Annotated in this window: 17 protein-coding genes; 10 read left to right on the plus strand and 7 right to left on the minus strand. The window is 47.4% G+C overall.

Going from position 1 to position 20009, the window contains the following annotated elements; translation table 11 throughout:
* Nucleotides 1-283: 283 nt before the first annotated feature.
* The 3 genes from O9X78_RS14530 to O9X78_RS14540 form a co-directional block, all read right to left on the minus strand.
* Complete coding sequence (locus O9X78_RS14530; protein WP_269620435.1) at nucleotides 284-1057, minus strand: DUF2889 domain-containing protein; 774 nt, start codon at nucleotides 1055-1057, stop codon at nucleotides 284-286.
* A 71-nt stretch (nucleotides 1058-1128) separates the two neighbouring features.
* Nucleotides 1129-2352, minus strand: coding sequence for an acyl-CoA dehydrogenase family protein (locus tag O9X78_RS14535; RefSeq protein ID WP_269620436.1), 1224 nt, complete (start codon nucleotides 2350-2352; stop codon nucleotides 1129-1131).
* Nucleotides 2353-2361: 9 nt separating this feature from the next.
* A complete protein-coding gene (locus O9X78_RS14540) occupies nucleotides 2362-3894 on the minus strand; it encodes a hypothetical protein (RefSeq protein WP_269620437.1) in 1533 nt (510 codons plus the stop codon).
* A 252-nt stretch (nucleotides 3895-4146) separates the two neighbouring features.
* On the opposite strand from O9X78_RS14540, the gene O9X78_RS14545 reads away from it, so the two are divergent.
* A complete protein-coding gene (locus O9X78_RS14545; protein WP_269620438.1) occupies nucleotides 4147-5580 on the plus strand; it encodes an aldehyde dehydrogenase family protein in 1434 nt (477 codons plus the stop codon).
* Between the two features lie 83 nt (nucleotides 5581-5663).
* Here the strand turns inward: O9X78_RS14545 and O9X78_RS14550 are convergent, their stop codons facing one another.
* Complete coding sequence (locus O9X78_RS14550) at nucleotides 5664-6257, minus strand: TetR/AcrR family transcriptional regulator (protein WP_269620439.1); 594 nt, start codon at nucleotides 6255-6257, stop codon at nucleotides 5664-5666.
* A gap of 332 nt (nucleotides 6258-6589) precedes the next feature.
* Here O9X78_RS14550 and O9X78_RS14555 point away from each other — a divergent pair, with 332 nt between their 5' ends.
* Both O9X78_RS14555 and O9X78_RS14560 read left to right on the plus strand, forming a co-directional pair.
* Nucleotides 6590-7774: an acyl-CoA dehydrogenase family protein gene (locus O9X78_RS14555; protein WP_269620440.1), complete on the plus strand. Its 1185-nt coding sequence runs from the start codon at nucleotides 6590-6592 to the stop codon at nucleotides 7772-7774.
* Nucleotides 7775-8400: 626 nt separating this feature from the next.
* Entirely contained in the window at nucleotides 8401-9411 is a 1011-nt protein-coding gene (locus O9X78_RS14560; protein ID WP_269620441.1) for a nucleoid-associated protein, read from the plus strand.
* A gap of 338 nt (nucleotides 9412-9749) precedes the next feature.
* Here the strand turns inward: O9X78_RS14560 and O9X78_RS14565 are convergent, their stop codons facing one another.
* Both O9X78_RS14565 and arfB read right to left on the minus strand, forming a co-directional pair.
* Nucleotides 9750-10028: a late competence development ComFB family protein gene (locus tag O9X78_RS14565; RefSeq protein WP_269620442.1), complete on the minus strand. Its 279-nt coding sequence runs from the start codon at nucleotides 10026-10028 to the stop codon at nucleotides 9750-9752.
* Nucleotides 10029-10219: 191 nt separating this feature from the next.
* A complete protein-coding gene (gene arfB, locus O9X78_RS14570) occupies nucleotides 10220-10633 on the minus strand; it encodes an alternative ribosome rescue aminoacyl-tRNA hydrolase ArfB (protein WP_269620443.1) in 414 nt (137 codons plus the stop codon).
* A 294-nt stretch (nucleotides 10634-10927) separates the two neighbouring features.
* Between arfB and O9X78_RS14575 the strand changes: the two genes are divergently transcribed.
* Both O9X78_RS14575 and O9X78_RS14580 read left to right on the plus strand, forming a co-directional pair.
* The gene (locus tag O9X78_RS14575) at nucleotides 10928-11560 is read left to right on the plus strand and encodes a TetR/AcrR family transcriptional regulator (protein ID WP_269620444.1); all 633 of its coding nucleotides are present in this window, start codon (nucleotides 10928-10930) and stop codon (nucleotides 11558-11560) included.
* Between the two features lie 80 nt (nucleotides 11561-11640).
* Nucleotides 11641-12552, plus strand: a complete 912-nt coding sequence (locus O9X78_RS14580) for an alpha/beta hydrolase (protein ID WP_269620445.1) — start codon at nucleotides 11641-11643, stop codon at nucleotides 12550-12552.
* A 70-nt stretch (nucleotides 12553-12622) separates the two neighbouring features.
* Here the strand turns inward: O9X78_RS14580 and O9X78_RS14585 are convergent, their stop codons facing one another.
* On the minus strand, nucleotides 12623-13762 hold the full coding sequence (locus tag O9X78_RS14585; RefSeq protein ID WP_269620446.1) for an epoxide hydrolase family protein: 1140 nt from the start codon (nucleotides 13760-13762) through the stop codon (nucleotides 12623-12625).
* A 690-nt stretch (nucleotides 13763-14452) separates the two neighbouring features.
* Here O9X78_RS14585 and O9X78_RS14590 point away from each other — a divergent pair.
* The 5 genes from O9X78_RS14590 (at nucleotide 14453) to eda (ending at nucleotide 19973) form a co-directional block, all read left to right on the plus strand.
* A complete protein-coding gene (locus tag O9X78_RS14590) occupies nucleotides 14453-15892 on the plus strand; it encodes a hypothetical protein (RefSeq protein ID WP_269620447.1) in 1440 nt (479 codons plus the stop codon).
* A 296-nt stretch (nucleotides 15893-16188) separates the two neighbouring features.
* The gene (locus O9X78_RS14595; protein ID WP_269620448.1) at nucleotides 16189-17154 is read left to right on the plus strand and encodes an HlyD family secretion protein; all 966 of its coding nucleotides are present in this window, start codon (nucleotides 16189-16191) and stop codon (nucleotides 17152-17154) included.
* Complete coding sequence (locus O9X78_RS14600; RefSeq protein ID WP_269620449.1) at nucleotides 17147-18076, plus strand: ABC transporter ATP-binding protein; 930 nt, start codon at nucleotides 17147-17149, stop codon at nucleotides 18074-18076. The genes O9X78_RS14595 and O9X78_RS14600 overlap by 8 nt, the downstream gene beginning before the upstream one ends.
* Complete coding sequence (locus O9X78_RS14605; RefSeq protein ID WP_269620450.1) at nucleotides 18073-19227, plus strand: ABC transporter permease; 1155 nt, start codon at nucleotides 18073-18075, stop codon at nucleotides 19225-19227. The genes O9X78_RS14600 and O9X78_RS14605 overlap by 4 nt, the downstream gene beginning before the upstream one ends.
* Before the next feature lie 125 nt (nucleotides 19228-19352).
* Nucleotides 19353-19973 carry a bifunctional 4-hydroxy-2-oxoglutarate aldolase/2-dehydro-3-deoxy-phosphogluconate aldolase gene (eda, locus tag O9X78_RS14610; RefSeq protein ID WP_269620451.1) on the plus strand — a complete coding sequence of 207 codons (621 nt, stop codon included), beginning with the start codon at nucleotides 19353-19355 and terminating at the stop codon, nucleotides 19971-19973.
* Nucleotides 19974-20009 lie beyond the last annotated feature (36 nt).

Genomic DNA, 20009 nt, shown 5'->3' on the forward strand with positions numbered 1-20009 from the left:
GAGTTTTCTAGACTAATTAGTCGATACGTCGAAAATGTTTAGCAAATACATAGTGATATGTGGTTTTAAAATACGGGTGTCGCCGCCCAATATTTGCTATCACATTTACATTAGGAATTTGAACGGTTAAGTGACGGAGCTATAGGTCTGAGTCCCGTCGGTTTTTTGCCCAGCGATGGCTATCGATTACGAAGCAAGCTACAGAGATTCAATACAAGCAGCCAACATTACTTTTTAACTTGAGCAGGCTAATACGATTAATTTCCCGGTAAGGCAGCATTCCTTATTTAAATGTCAGTAATTGTTCAGGTGTATCGCTAAAGTCGCGGCTGGGGTTGTGGATGCGCTTGCCGTAGTGAATACGCTGTTCAGAGTAGCTGTGACAAATGTTCACGCCGGGGCCAAAACTGTCGGCGGGGGTACCGGCAATCGCGGCCATATTCCAGCGCCGTGCACCGGCGACCATAATCCCCTTTTGCAAGGCTTTGGCGCAGTTGAGCACGGTGCCCTCAAAATGGGTATGCATATGCCGATAAAAACCTTTATACAATGCTATTCCCTTTAATTCTGCAGGGCTGTCAATGCTATCGTCGCGGATTAGCCAATGGTGAATTAGGGTGTCGTCTAGGTATATTGCGGCGTCAAGTACACCGTCTTTTTCGTCGGCGACAATCACATCATAGCGACGTTGGTTTTTACCACTTAGCGCAAAAGAAATGCTCAGCGTGGTCATATCAAAGAGATGAGTGCAGTGGCTATTGGGTGGTGTGTGCTTTGCATAAACGCGGCCATCACTTTGCAATTCTAGGCCCTTAAATGCGTGTAGGTGCATAGGCGCTGATGTGCAAATATCGATGGGTGCGCGCAGTACTTCGCCACTAATATCGCTAATGGTATTGCGATCGACAGTGAGGGTGATCTGCATGGCGTGTGAGCAATCTTCGAGTTGGCACTCTATTTGGTTTTTGTTATTTCGTCGTATTTGTATTCGACGGCGAAAAACGCCGCTGCCGTAATCTGGATTTAGCGGGATATTCGCTTTATTCGGATTTCTCATTGTTTTGTGTCAACACCTCTAAACCGGCTTGCCAATATAGTGCATAGAATTGGTGATTGGCTATTTAGAACTCATAGCCCCAGCGCGAGTTTGGCGAGTATGTTTTTCTGAATTTCATTGGAGCCCGCGTAAATACTTCCGGCGCGCTCGTTTAAATAGCGCAGGGGGGCAATTGCGGCAAATCCCGGGCCGTACACCTTGCTTGCATGGGGGTAGTGGACTGTGCCACCGGGGCGCGCTGCTTGGGGCTGAAAACTATTCCCGTAGTGTCCGGCCGCATCTAAGGCTAACTCGGTAACGGTTTGTTGTAGTTCAGTTCCCAAAATCTTCATCACCGAGGCGTTCGTGCCAGGTGATTGTCCCTGCGATAGCAGGCAAAGTGTTTGCAGTTCATAGATTTCAAGGATGTTGGCTTGGATCTCTGCGTTCGCGAGCTTGGCGGCAAACAAAGGTTCGTCGAGCACGCTGGCGGCGATGTCGCTGGCGCTTGTTGCGGCAAACTGGCGAATCTCCTCAAGGCGCACTTTAATCAGCGGCGCGTAGGCTGAGCCACCGCGTTCAAATTCCAGGAGGTATTTTGCCACCGTCCAGCCCTCGTCGATATTGCCGATAATATTGGCTTTGGGCACCCGCACATTGTTGAAAAACACCTGATTTTGAATGTGCTCGCCAGATAAGCCGATGATCGGCTTTACTTCAACGCCAGGCGTGTTCATGTCGATGAGAATAAAGGTAATGCCTTTTTGCGGACGGTCTGTCTTGCTGGTTCTTACTAAGCAGAAAATCCAATTGGCTTCGTCAGCGTGGGTCTGCCATATTTTTCCGCCGTTGCAAATCAGGTGATCGCCATCTTCAACGGCAGGCATTTGTAATGAGGCAAGGTCTGAGCCTGCGTTGGGCTCGGAGTAGCCCTGACACCAAAAATGCTCACCACTGAGCATTTTGGGCAGGAAGAAGGCTTTTTGCGCCTCGGTGCCGAAGGCGATTAGCGCAGGCGCGCACATCTGAATGCCCATTGGCGAGGTGGGCGGGGCACCTGCTGCGGCTTTTTCACTGGCAAATATATAGTGCTGTGCGGGTGTCCAATCGCAGCCGCCATATTCTGGTGGCCAAGCCGGCGCCAGCCAGCCTTTATCATATAGAATTTTTTGCCAACGCATTGACGCATCGTGCTCAGCATAGACACTGCTCATTAGTCGACCAGCATTGAGTAAGTCGTCGTTGAGATTTTCGAGGAGAAAGTGTCTTACGTCATCGCGGAATTTAAGTTCGCTGATACTCCATTCTATATTCATACTTTGCCCCTATGCGCTTGCCGATGCGCTGTATTGCCAAACTGGTAGTTTATCGGTGTTCAGTGAGACTTGTCCTTTTAGTCCAACTGCGTTGTGCTGTAAGTCTAATAGCATCGCCATCGACACGTTGTCTTCGGGTGTAACCATTGCCATGCCGCGGCGCTGGTCGTCGGTGCGAATAATTAGTACGCCGCGTTCAGGCTGGCCGGTTCGGTTGTGGAGCACAGTATAGGTTTCGATCGTCGCCGGGCCTTGATAGTCTTCAGGAGCCAAGGCTGGAGGGGGTGTGCGATTAAGGTCTGCGATGTCTTGTACTGAAAATCTCGTTGTAAGAGCAACTGCGGGGGGCTTTGTGCTCAGGACTAAGCTGTGATGCTTATTCACAAAGCCACCTTGGCCGTAAAGCAGGCCCAGTTCGCCGGGGGCCGCGCGTAAGGCACTGACCATGGCGCAGCACGCGTGGCTCATATAGTTGTTTAATGGCCCGCCAAAAAATGTAAGTCCGCCGGCGACAGTGGGCGAAATGTCGCAGCTATTAAGGCCGAGGTGGGCGAGTGCCATTTTGGGGACAACGGGAAAGCAGCTGTACAGTTCAAGTTTAGAAAAGGCCTTAGCGCTCCCGCCGACGAGGTCTATGGCTGCGTCTAAAACCGCCTCTTGGGCGCTGCTGTTGCTATAACTGCTGCGCTGCAGAAAATCGTCTGACTCTGCGGCATTGCCACCGCCCCAAATATAAATAATTTTGTGCTCAGCGACACCGAGTTCCCGTGCTTTTTGCAAGCTGGTAACGATAATAGCCGCCGACTGATTCACATTGGGATTTGCCATCATCAATTTGGTGTAGGGCCAATTGATCATGCGATTGTCATCTGACGAGGTGGCAATATCGTTTGCACTGGGCTTTGTCTTTATCCACGCATTGGGATTATTTGCTGCCACCGCGGCGTAGCGCGCCCACAACTCTGCTGACTCTTTGTTGCCTTCTGCCGGACTAATTCCGCGCTCTGCTTGCAGGGCGACTTCATACAATGGGTACATAGCCGCAGGGTCGTTAATACCGAGCTTTTTGGCAATGGGGCTGCGTTCAATGCGGTCGTTACCAAAGCGCACCGCTTCGTCGCGGCTGACTATTGGGGTCCATGGTAATTGGGTTTTGGTCTTCATTGCCTTGCTGATCGCATTCATTGCTTCGCCGCCGACAATGAGCGAGGTAGAGGTTTCGCCGCTAAGAATACGGAGCGCGGCCTCATGTATTAGACGAACCGGGGTTTCTCCACCCATGCTGGCGTTAATCTGTCGTGCTGGTGAAATGCCGAGCTTTTCGCACAGTAGTTTGACCGGGTTGGCGTAACGCCAACTTACTAGGCCAATTAATTCAATGGATTGGGCATCGGCTAATAGTGGGGAGCCAGAATCCGCCTCGGCGTTTCTCAGGGCATCGGCCATAAGTTCGACGGGTTCGCGGGCATTTTCAAGGCGGGTTGGTCGATCACAGATTTCGCCGATGCCGACGATAACAGGGATGTGAGCTGCATTATTCATGTTAACTTCCGCTTATTATGATGCTGTATTGAACATCAACTGAATTCAGTATTGAGTTTGATATTAAACTAATGGTGGTAGGTATAAAAGTATTCTGCTGATGCTAGCCTAGCATAAATCTATTTGCTATAGTTTTATGCTAGGCTTAAAGTACATGCAAATTTAATTCACACCATAGCAGCCTAAACTACCTTACTGGCTTTTAAGGCCGCTATGGCTTGTAAAGTTAACAGGCCCGCAACGGATACCATTATGACTACACCAACATTTAAGCACGGCTGCGAATTTTCTATGACGATTGGCGGCGAGCTGATCAATACCGCGGAGCGACTGGATGTGATCAATCCTGCGACAGGCGAGGTATTTGCCTCGGCGCCCCGTGCTGGTCAAAAAGAATTGGATATGGCCGTTGCTGCCGGCCAGCGTGCGTACGGGGAGTGGAAGCTATATCCCTACAATGAGCGCAGGAAGTTACTGGCGGAATGCGCGAAGCTTATTACCGCGAATGTTGATGAGTTATCACAGTTGTTTACGGCTGAGCAGGGGCGCCCCCTGGCAATGGCTCGGGACGAGGTGCTGGGGGCTGCATTGTGGCTTAAAGGTATGGGTATGCACGAACTGCCTGTAGAGATAACCGAAGATACGGATGCGCGCAGGGTAGAAGTTCATCGTGTACCGCTCGGCGTGGTGTGTGGAATTGTGCCCTGGAACTTTCCGGTTCTATTGGCGTTTTGGAAAATTTCACATGCCCTGTTGGCAGGTAATACCATGGTGTTAAAACCCTCGCCTTTTACGCCGGTCACTACACTTCGTATCGGGGAATTGCTTAATGAAGTTCTACCCGCTGGAGTGTTAAATATTATAAGTGGTGGCGATGAGTTAGGGCCAATGATGACTAGTCATCCCGGTTTTGCCAAAATTTCTTTTACTGGCTCCACCGCAACGGGTAAGCGTATCATGGCTTCGGCGGCTACTGATCTTAAACGTATTACCCTAGAGCTGGGTGGAAATGATGCCGCGATTGTTATGCCGGATGTCGATGTTAAAGCAGTCGCTCAACAATTATTTATGGGCGCGTTTTTTAATACAGCGCAAATTTGTATCGCTACCAAGCGCCTTTATATTCACGAAGATATTTACGATGAAATGCGGGATCGTCTGCACGGCTTAGCTAAAGTGCTTAAGGTGGGCAATGGCTTTGACGAAGGCGTGTTATTTGGTCCTATGCAGAACAAATTGCAATATGACCGAGTAAGCGCCTTAATGACAGACGCGCGGGAGATTGGTTTGACCGTGCTCGAAGGTGGCCCGGTCCCCGATACCGGCTATTTTCTTCCGCTAACATTGGTAGACAATCCACCAGACGACAGTCGCGTAGTTACCGAAGAGGCCTTCGGGCCGATTTTACCATTATTGAAATTTAGTACTATCGATGAGGTGATTGCACGGGCAAACAACAGTGAATACGGTCTGGCCGGCGCAGTGTGGTCTAAGGATATTGAGCAAGCTGTTGCCATTGCTCATCGCTTAGAAACGGGTACTGTGTGGATTAACCAAAATTTGCAATCGTCCCCGACAACGCCTTTGGCCGGGCACAAACAGTCCGGGATCGGTGCTGAAAACGGGAAGGATGGTTTATTAGAATTTACCCAGCCCAAGTCAATTTATATTCCTAAAACACAGTAATTTTGTATTTTCGAAAAGTCATGTAGACGCAATCCATTAGCAAGTAAACGCCTTGCTAATGGATTGGAGCGCATATTGTGTAGCTAAAATGAATAGAGAAATCTGCGCACAATCTCGATAAACATTTCTTCCTCGTCAAGCTGGTTAGTTTTGAGAGCTTCATCGAGATACGGGTATTTTTCCGCAGGAAATTCGGGCATCGATGCCGTTTTTGTCGACAGACTCCGCGCCGCGAAAAGGGCTGAGCCAAAGGTAAGGTTTTCTAAACCTTCCAAAACGATCATATGCATTTCTGCTGGCAAATCATTTTTTCCCGCCCAGCGATCGTATGCGTTTAGTAAGAGCCTGCGCGGAAAAAATTGTAGTATTAGCGGTGCTGCGTTGGGATGGCATAGGATTGATCTGCGAGTGGCGACAGCTAGCGCTAATTGGGCATCGCGCCAGTTAGTATATTCGTCTTCGTTCTCGATTTTCGCATCGGTTAAAAGTAACCGTGCTACGGCAGCGAGGATTTCTGCCTTGTTTTTAAAATGGTAGTAAAGAGAAGGTGCCTTAACGCCGATCTTTTTGGCGACTAGTTGTAAGCTGAGTCCCTCGATGCCTTCTTTGTCTATAACTTTTAGTGCGGCTCGTGCCGCGCGTTCACGGGAAATGATGGGTTTAGACGGGCGTCCCATTGAATGTCCTTTAAAGATGTAAATTGGGTTGATAGATAGTGACGTGAAAATAGTACTATAACCGACGTTTGTTAGATATTAGTTTTTTGTGTGATCCTTCAGGGTTGCGTTTACCCAAGGAAAACAAGGGGTTAATGCTGGTAGAGTTGTGTAACTGAAAGCTTGTCGGTGTTGTGGCTCCCTGTTTTATGTATCCCATTCCTTGAAATGTAAAAAATTTAGTTGGTTGAGTTATTGCCTAGAACACTCGATGATTTTGGGCGTGAGTTGAAAAAAGAATTTTTGATTGAGCGCATGTTGCGGTAATCATTAGCCTAATTTCGGTAAAGAGTATGGATATTGAGCTTTCGAGTCATGACAAACAATTTCAGCAGGATGTGCGGCATTTTTTTGATCAGGAGTACCCTTCAGAAATAAAAGATAAAATTCGGCTGGGTAAGCGGCTAAGTAAAGACGACCATATAATTTCCCAGCGTGCACTGCAGAAAAAAAAGTGGCTGGGAATTAGCTGGCCAAAAGAGCACGGTGGCACCGGTTGGTCAGATATTCAGCGCTATATATTCGAAATGGAGTTAGAAAAAGCAGGTGCGGCAAATATTATTCCGATGGGGATTGTTTATATTGGCCCTATTCTCGTTGCATTTGGTTCAGTAGAACAACAGTGTCGATGGCTACCAAAAATACTAGATTCAAGTCATTTTTGGGCTCAAGGCTACTCTGAGCCAGAGTCGGGCTCAGATCTCGCCAGCCTATCACTATCTGCCGTAGAGCAGGGTGAACACTATGTACTCAACGGTAATAAAATTTGGACAACCCTTGCGCACTGGGCTGACTGGATATTTTGCTTGGTTAGAACCTCAAAAAACGAACGGAAGAGCGACGGTATTACTTTCTTGTGCGTCGATATGCGTTCCCCAGGCATTACTGTGCATCCTATTATCACCATGAATGGTATCCATGAACTTAATCGCGTCACGTTTGAAAATGTTCAAGTGCCGCTGATTAATCGCATTGGTGACGAGGGGAAGGGTTGGTACTACGCCAATGTTTTACTCGGCAATGAGCGTTTGTCATACGCCCATGTCGGAAAAAAGAAGAATGACATGCGTAAGCTGCGAGAATTAGCGCAAGCAATACCAGGTGATGGCGGAGGTAATCTTCTCGATAATCCCTTATTTGCAGCTCGTATGGCCAAGTTAGATATACAAGTTGATGTGCTTGAAATCTCGGTCCTCCGCGCGCTATGTAATGGCCACGATGCGGCGGCTATTTCGGCGCTTAAAATACAATGTACCGAGTGCGCTCAGGCGATTACCGAACTAGGTTTGGCTATTCACGGCGCCAGCGCATCTGTTTTTCCAGATCAAAATATTCCAACGTGGTCAGCCTCTTTGATGGATACACCCATTAGCTCCGTTATTGCTGCCGACGCTTACTTGTTTGAACGCGCGCAGAGTATTTATGGCGGTACCAGCGAAATCCAAAAAGGTATTATTTGGAAGCATATGAGTAGGTAGAGGGTTATCGTGCCATGTAAGATTAAGCTGCGTTCTCGGTTGGTAAAGTAAGTCATATTAATGGCTTGGAGAAAATTTGTACTTGAGGACGAACGGTCAATCCTTTAATGCGCGATTTTTTTGATACAAGCGATTTATCTCTCTTGGCGGGCGTCATCTCGCGTTAAATTAAATATTGCGCGCGCTTCGGGTTATTATGCTCAAGAGCGCGGACGCAATACCATTCAGGACTCTTGCTTCGATTCTAATTAGAGCTTCACTGAATCAATTTGTCTCCTGTAGAATGCCGTCACGGCCTAATCACGGCATTTAATGCAGCGCTCGATTCTGCCTCAGAAGAGCCATTTATCCGCTATTTAGTCTTAATGCCTCCTTGCAACGATCAAGAGTAATGTCGCCATTACTTTTGTAAAGTACTCAATCGGAAATGTTGGTTCTCTCAGTTATGTAAATGTATCAGGTTTGGCTGATTTAAGTTTGTTTGCTCAAGGATCGTATTGTAAGTGTCAACAGGCCTAGGGTGGGGTATTCGCTGTTTACAGCTTTAGACAATGAATAAAATAATTTGCATATGTTGATGTTGATTAATTAGGTAGTCAGCATGATTTAAATTATCGGGGTAAGTTATGATAGATGTTAGTTCTGCGCAACTACGCGAAGTTGCTGTACATAGAGTGGGCAATAAGACACATGAAGAAGGAATGCGTCTTGCGAATACCGTATCAACTATTAGTGAATCATTGAGCGAATTGCTTTTTCAGAGTTATTTGCTACCGCTATCAAAACAGAAAGAAGTATATGATTTTTTTCATGAATCTGATTTGTCATTGAATACATTGTCGAATATTGCTGGGAAGATATTTGCTGATGAGGGTGAGTTCATTGAGTATACACAAGCGATTGCAAAGCATTTGTATACCGTATCTACTCATCAGAATATATCGGCTGGTGACTTGGTTTTTTTACTTTACACGGGAATCAACGTAGACGACGTAGAGTCTAGTGGACTTGCTGTACTAAAAATTGAGAATAAAGACAATTTTATTGAAATTACTGAGTCTTCGGATTCCTTCAACCTTGTAGAGCGATCAGGTATCTTGCTAAGTAAGATACAAAAGGGCGCGTTGATTCTGCCTAACTCTCAGGGTGTCTTCGTTGTCGATAATCTTGGCCAAAAGACGAAGTACTGGAGTGAGTCATTTTTGAAGGTGTCGCCAAGAGCCTCGTCGAAGTCCTATGCCAAAATCTGTGGTTCGATTCTAAAAGGCATAAGCTCGAAGATCGAAGACTCTCAAGAGATCGCAGAATTGAATGAGAAAATCACTGAAAAAATAAACTCATCAGAGATTACCTCGATAGGTGAGATAAAGGAATTATCGTCTCAGTATATCGATTCAGAATCATTATCAGAGGTGATCTCTGGTGTGGTTAGTAGTACCGGAGTTGATATTTCAGATGACTACGAAATTAAATCACAGGACTTTGCTAAGCAGGCCAAACCGATTACAAGTAGAGTTAGGGTACGAGCTGGTGTTGGTCTAGTGATAAGTGACTCCAAGTATTCGGTATCAGGGGTATCTATCAAAGACAACCAAGACGGATTTCAGGCTGTGGTGGATATAAAGGCCAGAAAGTAGGTTTAGTGGCTTTGATTCGAACTGCCAGATCTTTTTTTTGTTGCGATGGTTGCTGTTGTAAACCTTTTTCCGGTTGTTGAATGGCCACTATTGGTCGTGGCCAGTAAAAAACCTAAGATGATTGGCCATTCTAGTTCGTTGCTGGCTATTCAATAGCATACGTCATTGTCGCTTTCTAAGTGATTTTGCCGATACTACTTGAATGACTCAGTGCGTTACCTACGTGTTTGCTTGGCTACTGATAGAGATTTACAGCTAATTGTGGATGCGTATGGAGCGTATCGCGGGACACGCTTAGCCTTATACATAGAATTAGCTCATGGTTTTACCAAGGTTTATCAGTCACGATCCGCCGTGCGGCGGCCTGATTGCAACACCTTATGCCCTTCATCAATTGCACGGATAATATTTTTGCTGATGTTGTTACGTTCTTCGGCGGTGATGTTAATTCTTACGTCGATAGAGTTGCGCACGTAGTGTGGACGAAGTTGATTTAAGGTTAAACAGAATAGATCCTGGATATAATCGTTGTCGAATCTACTATCTATCCCTTGAATTGAAAATTCTTCACCGACGAGGGTTTCCATGAAGTTGCTGATGTCTTCATTTAATTGCATAGCGACGCCTTATGCCGTTGAGTAAGGTAGAAGTCCGAGTGTGTGATTTAATTTGGTTTTACGCTATACGATAAAACCGAGGGGCATTAATTGTGACAGCGACGGGAATTCAGCCTCGATCCTGATAAAACAATGTTGCTAGGCAATGATTTTTAATGTCGGCGTGTTGTAAACCTCAGTTAAAGAGGCCTTTAATCCTCTATACGACTGCGTAGGGCCTTAATTTTGCCTCTTTGTGACTTGCTATCCATACGCCGTTTTTGAGACCCTTTTGTTGGTTTAGTGGGGCGACGAGGTGGTTGAACTTTTGTTGCGTCACCGATGAGTTCACTTAGCCGTGTTAGGGCGTCATCACGGTTTTTTTCTTGGGTCCTGTATTGTTGAGCTTTAATGACGATGATGCCGTCTTTGCTGATTCGCTGATCATTGCGCTCTAAAAGGCGCTGTTTGTAAAATGCCGGTAGCGATGACGCGTTGATATCGAAGCGAAGATGGATTGCGGACGATACTTTGTTGACGTTTTGACCGCCAGAACCTTGTGCGCGGATAGCACTTAGCTCGATTTCGTCGTCTGGAATACATACTGACGGCGATATCCTAAGCATGACTTAATACCCTCTGGTCTCGATAAATGGTGCATTTTCCTTAAACTTAGCTGCAATCGGCCGTTCTTCGGTTTCTATGTCATTGTATCAGACTGCGCAACGTCATCGAAAACTGAGGTAATATAGTCGTACTGCGTCTATCGATGTGGGCCTAACGTGGCTGTTAGGTAAGCCTTTGTTTATGTTAAAAAATCACATCGCTCTCAGACGTGGTGTGGTAGCCTGCAGCGGTGTTTGTGAATAAGATAGAGATTCTAGTATTTAGGCGTAATGTGACAAGGAAGAGGTAGGCGTGTGACAAGTGATAAAAAGGCGGCTGTGAAGGGTGCGGCTGTAAAGACACGAGCGAAGCGCATGTCTCCTGAAGCTAGGCGTCAGCAGATTTTAATGTGCGCCGTTGATGTTTTTGCAGAGCAAGGTATCGAAAAGGCAACGCACGCTGATATCGCACTTCGTGCCGGTGTCGCGAGTCCAACAGTATTCCATTATTTTCCGACTATCGACGACTTGCAGGCAGAGGTTATCAAGGAAGTTCGCCGCTTCTTGCTTGACGGGTTTGTCATTGTTCGTACGGATATTGATGCGCCGGTGTATATCCGAGTAGAAGATATGCTGTCATCCTTCGCTAAGGCTGTGGATAGCGACAAGAATTACATTACAATTTGGCTGGAGTGGAGTGGATATACCAAAGGTCATATTTGGGAGTTGTACAAAGAGTTTTATGCCGCAACCACTACAGCCTTGCGTAAATTGCTACTAGAGGGGCGAGTCGATAATTCTATTCGATCCAGTCTCCAGGCTGCCGATGCGGCGAGAGTGATATTGGGTATGGCGCATTCAGTAGCACATTTGCGCTTCTGTGGCGGCACATCTAAAACAGCACAGAAAACAATAAACTCCTTTGTCGCAGAGTATATCGCGCCCTAGTTTATCTCGGGCTCAGTAGGTCAATTGACCTACTTGTATTTAGCGCTCTAAACCGGCTTTAACTGTATAGGGATGTATCGATGAAGCAAAGTATTCGCAGTCGTTTACTCAATTTTGTTCTCAGACTCCTTCGTCGTCCGATTTGGAATCTCGGGCAGTTGCGTGCGTTGAGAAAGCGTTTTGAACGATTAGATATGCGGGTTGCGGGTAAAGCGGAATTATTGTGCCGTATAAGTGATATAAATTTGAGTCACTGCAAAGCCGATGTTTTACAGCCAGTCGATTTTGCTGATGACGCCTTAAAAGCTAAGCATGTTCTATTTTTTCATGGTGGCGCTTACTGTCTGCGTTCGCCCAACACCTACCGGGCAATGCTTGCCGGAATATGCGCTAATCTCGGTGCGATTGGGGTATTACCGGATTATAGGCTCGCGCCGGAGCATCCTCATCCCGCGGCGATTGATGATTGTTTCGAAAGCTACACGAAATTACTTGAGAGTGGTGTACCCGCTAATCACATTGCCTTGCTAGGTGATTCGGCTGGTGGCGGGCTGGTATTGTCAATTCTTGCCAGAATTAGAGATGCGAAGCTACCGATGCCTGCATCCGCGAGTTTGTTTTCTCCTGCTGGCGACTGGACTTTGTCTGGGCGATCGCTCTTTGAAAATGAAGGGCGAGATCCTATGTTTCGCCTCAGTTCCTTTTTGTTTTTTCGTAGCTTGTATTTGCTTGACTATGATGCGAGTGACCCAAGCGTATCACCCTTGTTGGCGCCATTTGATGGTTATCCGCCCATGTATTTCACCGCCAGCAGTACGGAGCTACTTCGCGATGTGGCTGTTGTTGGGGCGCAGAAAGCACGTGATGCGGGGGTCTCTGTTGAAATCGATATCTGGCCTGGTCAGTGTCATGATATGCAGTTGATGTCGATATTGCCGGAAAGCAAAGTTGCATTAGATAAATTGTGTGAGTTCATCACCAAGCATTGGTAATGTAGTCAAGACGACATCCCATAAAGCAAAAACGGGGCATGGCGGCTTTATCGTCAGCCCCGTCTTTTATTTAGCGAATTTTGGCGAAGCACGCTCTTACTTCGTTCACAAATATCTCCGGCTGTTCGAAGGCGGCAAAGTGTCCGCCTTTCTCTAGCTCATTCCAATGAATCAAGTTTTGATAGATTTGTTCAGCCCATTTACGGACAGGTCTAAACAGCTCTTTCGGGAAAATTGAAATGCCGCAAGGGATGGTCATTGGTGTTGCAAAGATAGAGTCGAAACTTTCCCAATACAGTCGCGCAGATGACGCACCGCTATTGGTCAGCCAATAGATACTAATGTCGTCTAGCATTTGATCAACGGTGAGTGCATCTTCAGGGCGCCCGTTGTTATCCGTCCAGCGGTGGAATTTTTCATAAATCCATGCCGCTTGGCCCGCGGGGGAGTCGGCTAGGCCATAGCCTAGCGATTGCGGGCGTGATTTCTGAATCATAGCGTAGCCGGAATCTGAGTCAAAATAGTACTGAATATCCGCTAGCGCCTTCTGATCGCGCTCGGTGAGTGATGCCATATCTTCAGCGGATGGCTGAGCCAGAGCCATATTGACATGAATGGCTAAGCATTCCGCTGGATGGATATGACCGATGGCACTCGTTACCCCTGATCCCCAATCACCGCCTTGTGCGACAAATGCAGTGTATTCAAGTCTTGCCATAAGGCTAATCCACGCTTTCGCTATGCGCTCTAAGCCCCAGCCACTCTCTGCGGGTCTGCCTGAGAAGCCATAGCCTGGCAGTGACGGGATGACAAGATGAAACGCGTCACTGGCGCTTCCGCCATGTGCAGTTGGGTTTGTTAGTGGCTCTATCACATTCATAAACTCTAATACTGACCCAGGCCAGCCGTGGGTCATGATCATCGGCATGGCATTTTCATGGGTGGAGCGAATGTGTAGGAAGTGTATCTCTAGTCCGTCGATTTCGGTTGTAAATTGCGGGTAATGGTTTAATTCCTTTTCGCAGCGCCGCCAGTCGTAATTATTTTGCCAGTACTCGCAAAGTGATTTTACGGCGTCGAGTGGCGCACCTTGGCTCCAATCGTCAACGGTCTCGGTGTCAGGCCAGCGAGTATTGGCCAGCCGTGCTTTCAGATCATCTAGTTGGGACTGAGGTATATCAACTTTAAATGGCTTAATGGACTGACTCATTGCTGTCTCTCTTGTTGTTCGTGTCGTTTTAATTGTTTGGTGTTGCAATGTACCAACAGTAAATCACAGTTTACAGTTCGCTTGCATATTGTCTTTGGACGGGGCGCCGATTTGAGTGGAAGAGTTACGCCTGTCACAACAGCCCTTGGCGCTCTGAGTTTTGACGAGTGCGGACTATGTGTGCTGTGGCTGGATACAATGCCTCATGACATTGACTAAAACTTAGTAGAAATGTCGTATACAGGTTTTTTCTTGGTGATCTCACTGATAAATCAACTTTTGGCGACACAAAATCTCTTGATTGGTAAATGTAGGTATTGGTTTATCAGGCTGGGATGAGCCACATGAAGTTGTGACAGAGATAGTTTTTGTCCTCGCCAAGTGTTATCGCGCCGTGTTTTTGGGGTGGCGCCAAATTCCACTTAAAAGGTTCGAGTTTTAATTGTGGCCTATATCTTAGCGAAACAGGTTTATTGCAATTTGTCCTGTTTCTTTTGATATATTTATTTTCTGAATGGCGTCATTCTCCTTGGTTTCCTCGGTGTGTTAGTTAAGAAGTCATAAAGTGTGAACCGAAACACGTTTTTATGTAGGTAAAAACACGTAGTATCGCAACTCAGGAAAAGTGTCAGTCGTGGAAACATGCAAGACGCTGAGAAATAAAAAATTAATCTAGGTGAGCGCGATTTTATGAATAACTCTCTCTTCAAGAAAACGTTAATGGCGTCTTTGATAGCTACTGCAAGTGCTGCGCACGCAGGTCCTCTGGCTGTCATTATCAGCCCTATTGCAAGCGCGGCTGGCGGTACACCGCTAGATGTACTTGTTGTACAGCTAGTTCAAGTTGATAATCAATTAGGTGCTGCGTCTGGTGGTGGTTTACCGGGCTTGGACGCTTTGCCAGGTTTAGATTCACTCCCAGGTCTTGACGCACTTCCAATCCCAGGCGCTGGCGGTGGAGCTGGTGGTCTACCTGGTTTAGACGCTTTAACTGGTCTTTTGGGTGGTGGTTTACCGGGCTTGGATTCACTCCCAGGTCTTGACGCACTTCCAATCCCAGGCGCTGGCGGCGGAGCTGGTGGTCTACCTGGTTTAGACGCTTTAACTGGTCTTTTGGGTGGTGGTTTACCGGGCTTGGATTCACTTCCCGGCCTTGATGCACTTCCAATTCCTGGTGCTGGCGGTGGAGCAGGTGGTCTACCTGGTTTAGATGCTCTACCATTTGATTTTAGCACTGCTGCGGCACCATTGTTCCAACTGACTTTTACCGTGGATAACGCTCTGAATGACGTTGCAGGTAACAACGGCATCACTGATTCAGTAACCGATATCGTTGATTCTCTTCCTAGCGGTGATATTGACGTTATCTCAGGTGGCTTCTTCTTTGTCGGTCAGCGGACTCAGGTTACCGTGGATCATTTAACATCAAACTTGATGGCATTAGGTGGTGGAGGAATCCCAGGTTTTGACGCATTACCTGGGTTGGATCTTTTGGGCATGCTTGGTCTACCAATTCCAGGCTTCGGTGGTGGTTCAGGTGGCCTTCCAGGCTTAGATTCACTTCCCGGTTTAGATGCACTTCCCATTCCTGGCTTTGATTCTCTTCCCGGTTTAGATGCACTTCCAATTTCTGGTGCTGGTGGCCTACCTGGTTTAGACGCTTTGACCGGTCTTCTGGGTGGTATTCCGGGTTTGGATGCGCTTCCAATTCCTGGTCTTGGCGGCGGTAGCGGCGGTGGCCTTCCTGGTTTAGATGCACTTCCGATTCCTGGTTTAGATGCACTACCATTTGACTTGAGCACAGCCGCGGAGCCATTGTTCCAGCTGACTTTCACCGTCGATACGGCACTTAATGATGTTGCAGGTTTTAGCGGTGTTACTGATAAAGTAACTAATATCGTTGATGCTCTCCCTAGTGCTGATCCCGCTATTATCCAGGCTACCGCTTTCTTAGTTGGTGATCAGGTTCAGTTGACAGTGGATCATTTAAGCGCAAACTTGATGGCACTAGGTGGTGGTGCAGGTGGTCTTCCAGGTCTAGATTCGCTTCCTATCCCAGGCTTGGATGCACTTCCCGGTTTAGATGCGCTCCCAATCCCTGGTTTGGATGCGTTACCACTACCTATCTAAGCGTTGAATTGATTGCTCATATTGGGTAGTCAAAATAGACTTAATAAAAGCCAGTCCGGAAACGGTCTGGCTTTTTTAGTTTTACAGTTAGCCTATAGGTGCTGCATTTGCAGGGTTAGCGGGATGGGGGTGTCGATTTTTCCTCGATGGTCGAGCTTATATTGTTGTGATTATGATAGTTAACTGAACCATACGGCGAGTCATATAGACTGCTATATTGTTGTCGTGTGTATGCTGCCTGGAGTGGTATAGGTCAGTGTTAAAATCCAACCGAGGTATTTTGCGAGGATTGTGATGTGTCTGCTTTAAAGTATTTGGCGATACTAAGCGTGCTGTATGTTCTTTTTGGTTGCGAAGAATCCCTAGTTATAGATAGTTTGAACGGTTACGTTGAAGCTGAGTATCTTTACGTGAGCGCTTTAGAGTCGGGGTGGATCGTCTCTAGCGCCGTGAGGGAAGGCGACACTGTTGAACGTGGGCAGATGCTATTTGAATTGGATAAAGAGAGGCAAGTTTTTGACCTTAGTGAGGCACAGGCCTCAGCGGCGCAGGCCGCGGCGCAATACCGTGATTTAAGTAGCGGTGCACGGCCAGATGAGATTAATCGATTAGACTCCCAGCGAAAAGAGGCTGTTGCTGCAAAGGTGTATGCCGAGTCAGAAAAGCGACGCCTTACTACTTTGCGACGCAAGGGCGTGGTCGCCCAATCGATGGTTGATCAAGCGGTCGCTGAGTTCAATGCGGCCAACGCTCGTGTTGATAGTATTGACGCACAAATACGGCTTGCCAAATTAGCCTCTCGTGAAAATACCGTGTTGGCATCGAAAGCAGCCTTTGAACGAGCTGAGAACGCCGTCGCGAAGGCGCAATGGCGATTAGATCAGCGGACTGTGTATGCGCGTCTTGCCGCGAGGGTAGAGCAAGTGTATTTTCGCGAGGGCGAGCAGCTAGCGAGCGGCGCACCCGCCTTAGCATTGTTGCCTAGCGATGGATTAAAGATTCGGTTTTTTGTGCCGCAAAGTCAGCTCGCAAATATTCCTATCGGCACCATGCTTGATATTAAACAAGATGGCGTAGATAAATTGGTAAGTGCTGAGGTCGCTTATATAGCGAGTGAACCTGAATATACTCCACCTGTTATTTACAGCGTCGCGTCGCGGCAAAAATTAGTTTTTCTTATCGAGGCGAAATTAGCCTCAGACAGTGGCTTACACCCCGGGCAGCCCGTTGATATTTTCCTGCAGGCGGGTCGCAATGACTGAGCTTGCAATAGATGTGCGTGGCTTAAGTAAACATTTCGCCAATAAAGTTGCTGTTAATAAGGTTGATTTGCAGCTCCCTAAGGGCCAAGTTTGGGGTTTTTTGGGGCCAAATGGCTCCGGTAAAACCACCACGATACGAATGTTGTGTGGGTTATTGAACGCGACTGAGGGCGAGGGCACCTGCCTTGGTTTTGATTTGCGACGGGATGCTGAATTAATTCGTCGTCATACCGGCTATATGACCCAGCGATTTTCGTTTTGGACGGAATTGACCGTACGTGAAAATTTGGAATTTGTTGCCCGTATATATGAGTTGGATAATCGTCGCCGCTGTGTCGATGACACTTTAGATATATTGGGATTGGGGCATCGTCAGCACCAGTTAGCTGGTGCTCTATCTGGAGGGTGGAAGCAGCGCTTAGCCCTCGCCGCCGTCACCATGCATCGACCAGAGTTACTGCTTTTAGATGAACCGACAGCGGGTGTCGATCCGCAGGCGCGGAGGGATTTTTGGGATCAGATTCATCGTCTATCTAACGAGGGGATGACGGTATTAGTATCGACTCACTATATGGATGAAGCTGAACGCTGCGACCATATTGTGTATCTCGCCCACGGTAATTTGATTACCCAAGGTACCGTTCCGGACATAATTGATCAATCTGGTCTCATAAGTTTTCGAGCGGAGGGCATGAATGTAAGAGCTTTGGAGCCGCGGATTGCGAAGCTGGCCGGAGTGGAGTATGCGGCGTATTTTGGGGCTGGCTTGCATATCTGTGGTCATGACCGGGCGCTATTAGAGAAGGCGGTAGAATCTGTCGCCGACCAAGGCTACCAGTGGCACGAGATTCGTCCGAGCTTAGAGGATGTGTTTATCGCTTTGATGGATCAGTCTGGTGCAGATATTCGGAGCCACGCATGAGTGATCGGCGGCGATATAGTCAAGGTGTTAGTCTTGCTAGAATTAACGCGGTCTTCCTAAAAGAACTTATTCAAATGCGCCGCGACCGCCTGACGTTTGCGGTAATGTTGGCTATTCCAATTTTGGAATTGGTTTTATTTGGCTATGCTATTAATACCGACCCCAAACATCTACCTACTGCGATTCATGCAGAAGAATATACGCCTATTGTGCGGAGTCTCATCGCAGGCTTAGAGCACTCTGAATATTTTGATATAAGTAAAAATATACCAGATGCCCGAGAGGGCGATCATTTACTTGCCGGCGGCGGGGCGGTATTTGTCATTGAAATCCCGGTGGGATTTACTGAGCGTCTAGTGCGGGGGGAGCGACCACAACTTCTTGTGGCCGCGGACGCGACAGACCCTGTGGCGGCGTCGAACGCGTTGAGTCGAATAAATACGATTGTAAATCGAGCGCTGCGCAAAGATCTAAACGGCGCTCTGGCGCATCTTCAAGCAGACCCCGGTCCAGTTGAGGTTATTGTTCACCCCAGATACAACCCCGAGGGGATTACTCAGTACAATATAGTTCCAGGTTTACTTGGCGTTATTTTAACCATGACCCTAGTCATGATTACCGGGGTGGCGATGACGCGGGAAACCGAACGCGGCACCTTAGAAAATTTATTGGCCATGCCGGGTTCTCCATTTGAGGTCATGGTCGGCAAAATAATACCGTTTTTAGGTGTTGGTGCAGTACAAACGGTGATTGTTTTATTGGTTGCCCATTGGGTTTTTTCGGTACCCTTTGTCGGAAGTATTAGCCTACTACTATTCAGCGTGACACTTTTTATTATTGCAAATTTGGCCTTGGGTTTTACGTTTTCAACAATCGCAAAAACACAAATTCAAGCGATGCAATTGACCGTATTTTTCTTTTTACCATCGATGTTACTGTCGGGGTTTATGTTTCCATTTCGCGGCATGCCTATGTGGGCCCAAGTTATTGGTGAGGTTTTGCCGCTCACGCATTTTTTAAGGGTAGTTCGCGGTATTATGCTCAAAGGCGCAGGCTTTGGCGATTTGCGAATGGAGCTGGCCGCTATTAGCGTATTTATGATTGTCGTAGTATTACTTGCCATGGTTCGCTACAAGCGGACGCTAGATTAATCTCGATTTTTCCTTTGATCCATCCGCCGCTTGACGTGTAGAGTGTTTATAGCACGTATGTTTATATTACCCGTTGAATAAGCAGTTGCTTAATGATGTTTGGGTGAGCAGAAAAGGAGTGATGTATGAGCGATACACTGAGAATTCTGCAACGCGCTGCACCGGTTATGCCGGTGGCGCATTTTCGTTCTCTGGCGCATGCCCAATCGTGTGCGGAGCTTTTCGCCGAAGCAAAGGTGCCCACCATTGAGGTAACCCTCCGCCACCCAGACGCGTGGCAGATGGTTAAACTATTTAAAGATCTTGTGCCCTTCGCAAAAGTAGGTGTGGGTACGGTTGTGAATCGACGTCAAATGCTACGCGCGGCGGATGAAGCTGATTTTGTCATTAGCCCCGGTTTTTCTGCAGAGTTATCTATTTTAGCAAGAAAGACTTTAACACCCTATATTCCGGGTATCGCGACCGCCAGTGAATTAATGGCCGCCATGAATGAGGAGCATCGTGTATTTAAGTTTTTCCCGGCGGAGACAACGGGTGGTATCGCGCTGCTGAAAGCCCTGTCCGGTCCCTTTCCAGATGCAATGTTTTGCCCGACCGGAGGTATTTCTAAAGCGAATTATAAGGACTATTTGGCGCTAGAGTCTGTGGCCTGCGTGGGTGGGAGCTGGATAGTACCTACCGAGGGAGAGCTTAAAACTGACCGTGAAGGGTTTTTGACGATGCTAAAAACCTTGTACGCCGCTTAAAATTCTACATGTACTAGATTGGCGCCTGATAGGGAC

The organism is Zhongshania aquatica, from assembly GCF_027257955.1.
Taxonomy (GTDB): domain Bacteria; phylum Pseudomonadota; class Gammaproteobacteria; order Pseudomonadales; family Spongiibacteraceae; genus Spongiibacter; species Spongiibacter aquatica.

What these genes read in the sequence shown, in the direction of transcription:
- O9X78_RS14565 (WP_269620442.1), bottom strand. Translation starts at nt 10,028, where the DNA reads ATGCAATTAAATGAAGACATCAGCAACTTCATGGAAACCCTCGTCGGT.
- O9X78_RS14605 (WP_269620450.1), top strand. Translation starts at nt 18,073, where the DNA reads ATGAGTGATCGGCGGCGATATAGTCAAGGTGTTAGTCTTGCTAGAATT.
- O9X78_RS14600 (WP_269620449.1), top strand. Translation starts at nt 17,147, where the DNA reads ATGACTGAGCTTGCAATAGATGTGCGTGGCTTAAGTAAACATTTCGCC.
- O9X78_RS14580 (WP_269620445.1), top strand. Translation starts at nt 11,641, where the DNA reads ATGAAGCAAAGTATTCGCAGTCGTTTACTCAATTTTGTTCTCAGACTC.
- eda (WP_269620451.1), top strand. Translation starts at nt 19,353, where the DNA reads ATGAGCGATACACTGAGAATTCTGCAACGCGCTGCACCGGTTATGCCG.
- O9X78_RS14550 (WP_269620439.1), bottom strand. Translation starts at nt 6,257, where the DNA reads ATGGGACGCCCGTCTAAACCCATCATTTCCCGTGAACGCGCGGCACGA.
- O9X78_RS14535 (WP_269620436.1), bottom strand. Translation starts at nt 2,352, where the DNA reads ATGAATATAGAATGGAGTATCAGCGAACTTAAATTCCGCGATGACGTA.
- O9X78_RS14585 (WP_269620446.1), bottom strand. Translation starts at nt 13,762, where the DNA reads ATGAGTCAGTCCATTAAGCCATTTAAAGTTGATATACCTCAGTCCCAA.
- O9X78_RS14590 (WP_269620447.1), top strand. Translation starts at nt 14,453, where the DNA reads ATGAATAACTCTCTCTTCAAGAAAACGTTAATGGCGTCTTTGATAGCT.
- arfB (WP_269620443.1), bottom strand. Translation starts at nt 10,633, where the DNA reads ATGCTTAGGATATCGCCGTCAGTATGTATTCCAGACGACGAAATCGAG.
- O9X78_RS14560 (WP_269620441.1), top strand. Translation starts at nt 8,401, where the DNA reads ATGATAGATGTTAGTTCTGCGCAACTACGCGAAGTTGCTGTACATAGA.
- O9X78_RS14545 (WP_269620438.1), top strand. Translation starts at nt 4,147, where the DNA reads ATGACTACACCAACATTTAAGCACGGCTGCGAATTTTCTATGACGATT.
- O9X78_RS14530 (WP_269620435.1), bottom strand. Translation starts at nt 1,057, where the DNA reads ATGAGAAATCCGAATAAAGCGAATATCCCGCTAAATCCAGATTACGGC.
- O9X78_RS14540 (WP_269620437.1), bottom strand. Translation starts at nt 3,894, where the DNA reads ATGAATAATGCAGCTCACATCCCTGTTATCGTCGGCATCGGCGAAATC.
- O9X78_RS14555 (WP_269620440.1), top strand. Translation starts at nt 6,590, where the DNA reads ATGGATATTGAGCTTTCGAGTCATGACAAACAATTTCAGCAGGATGTG.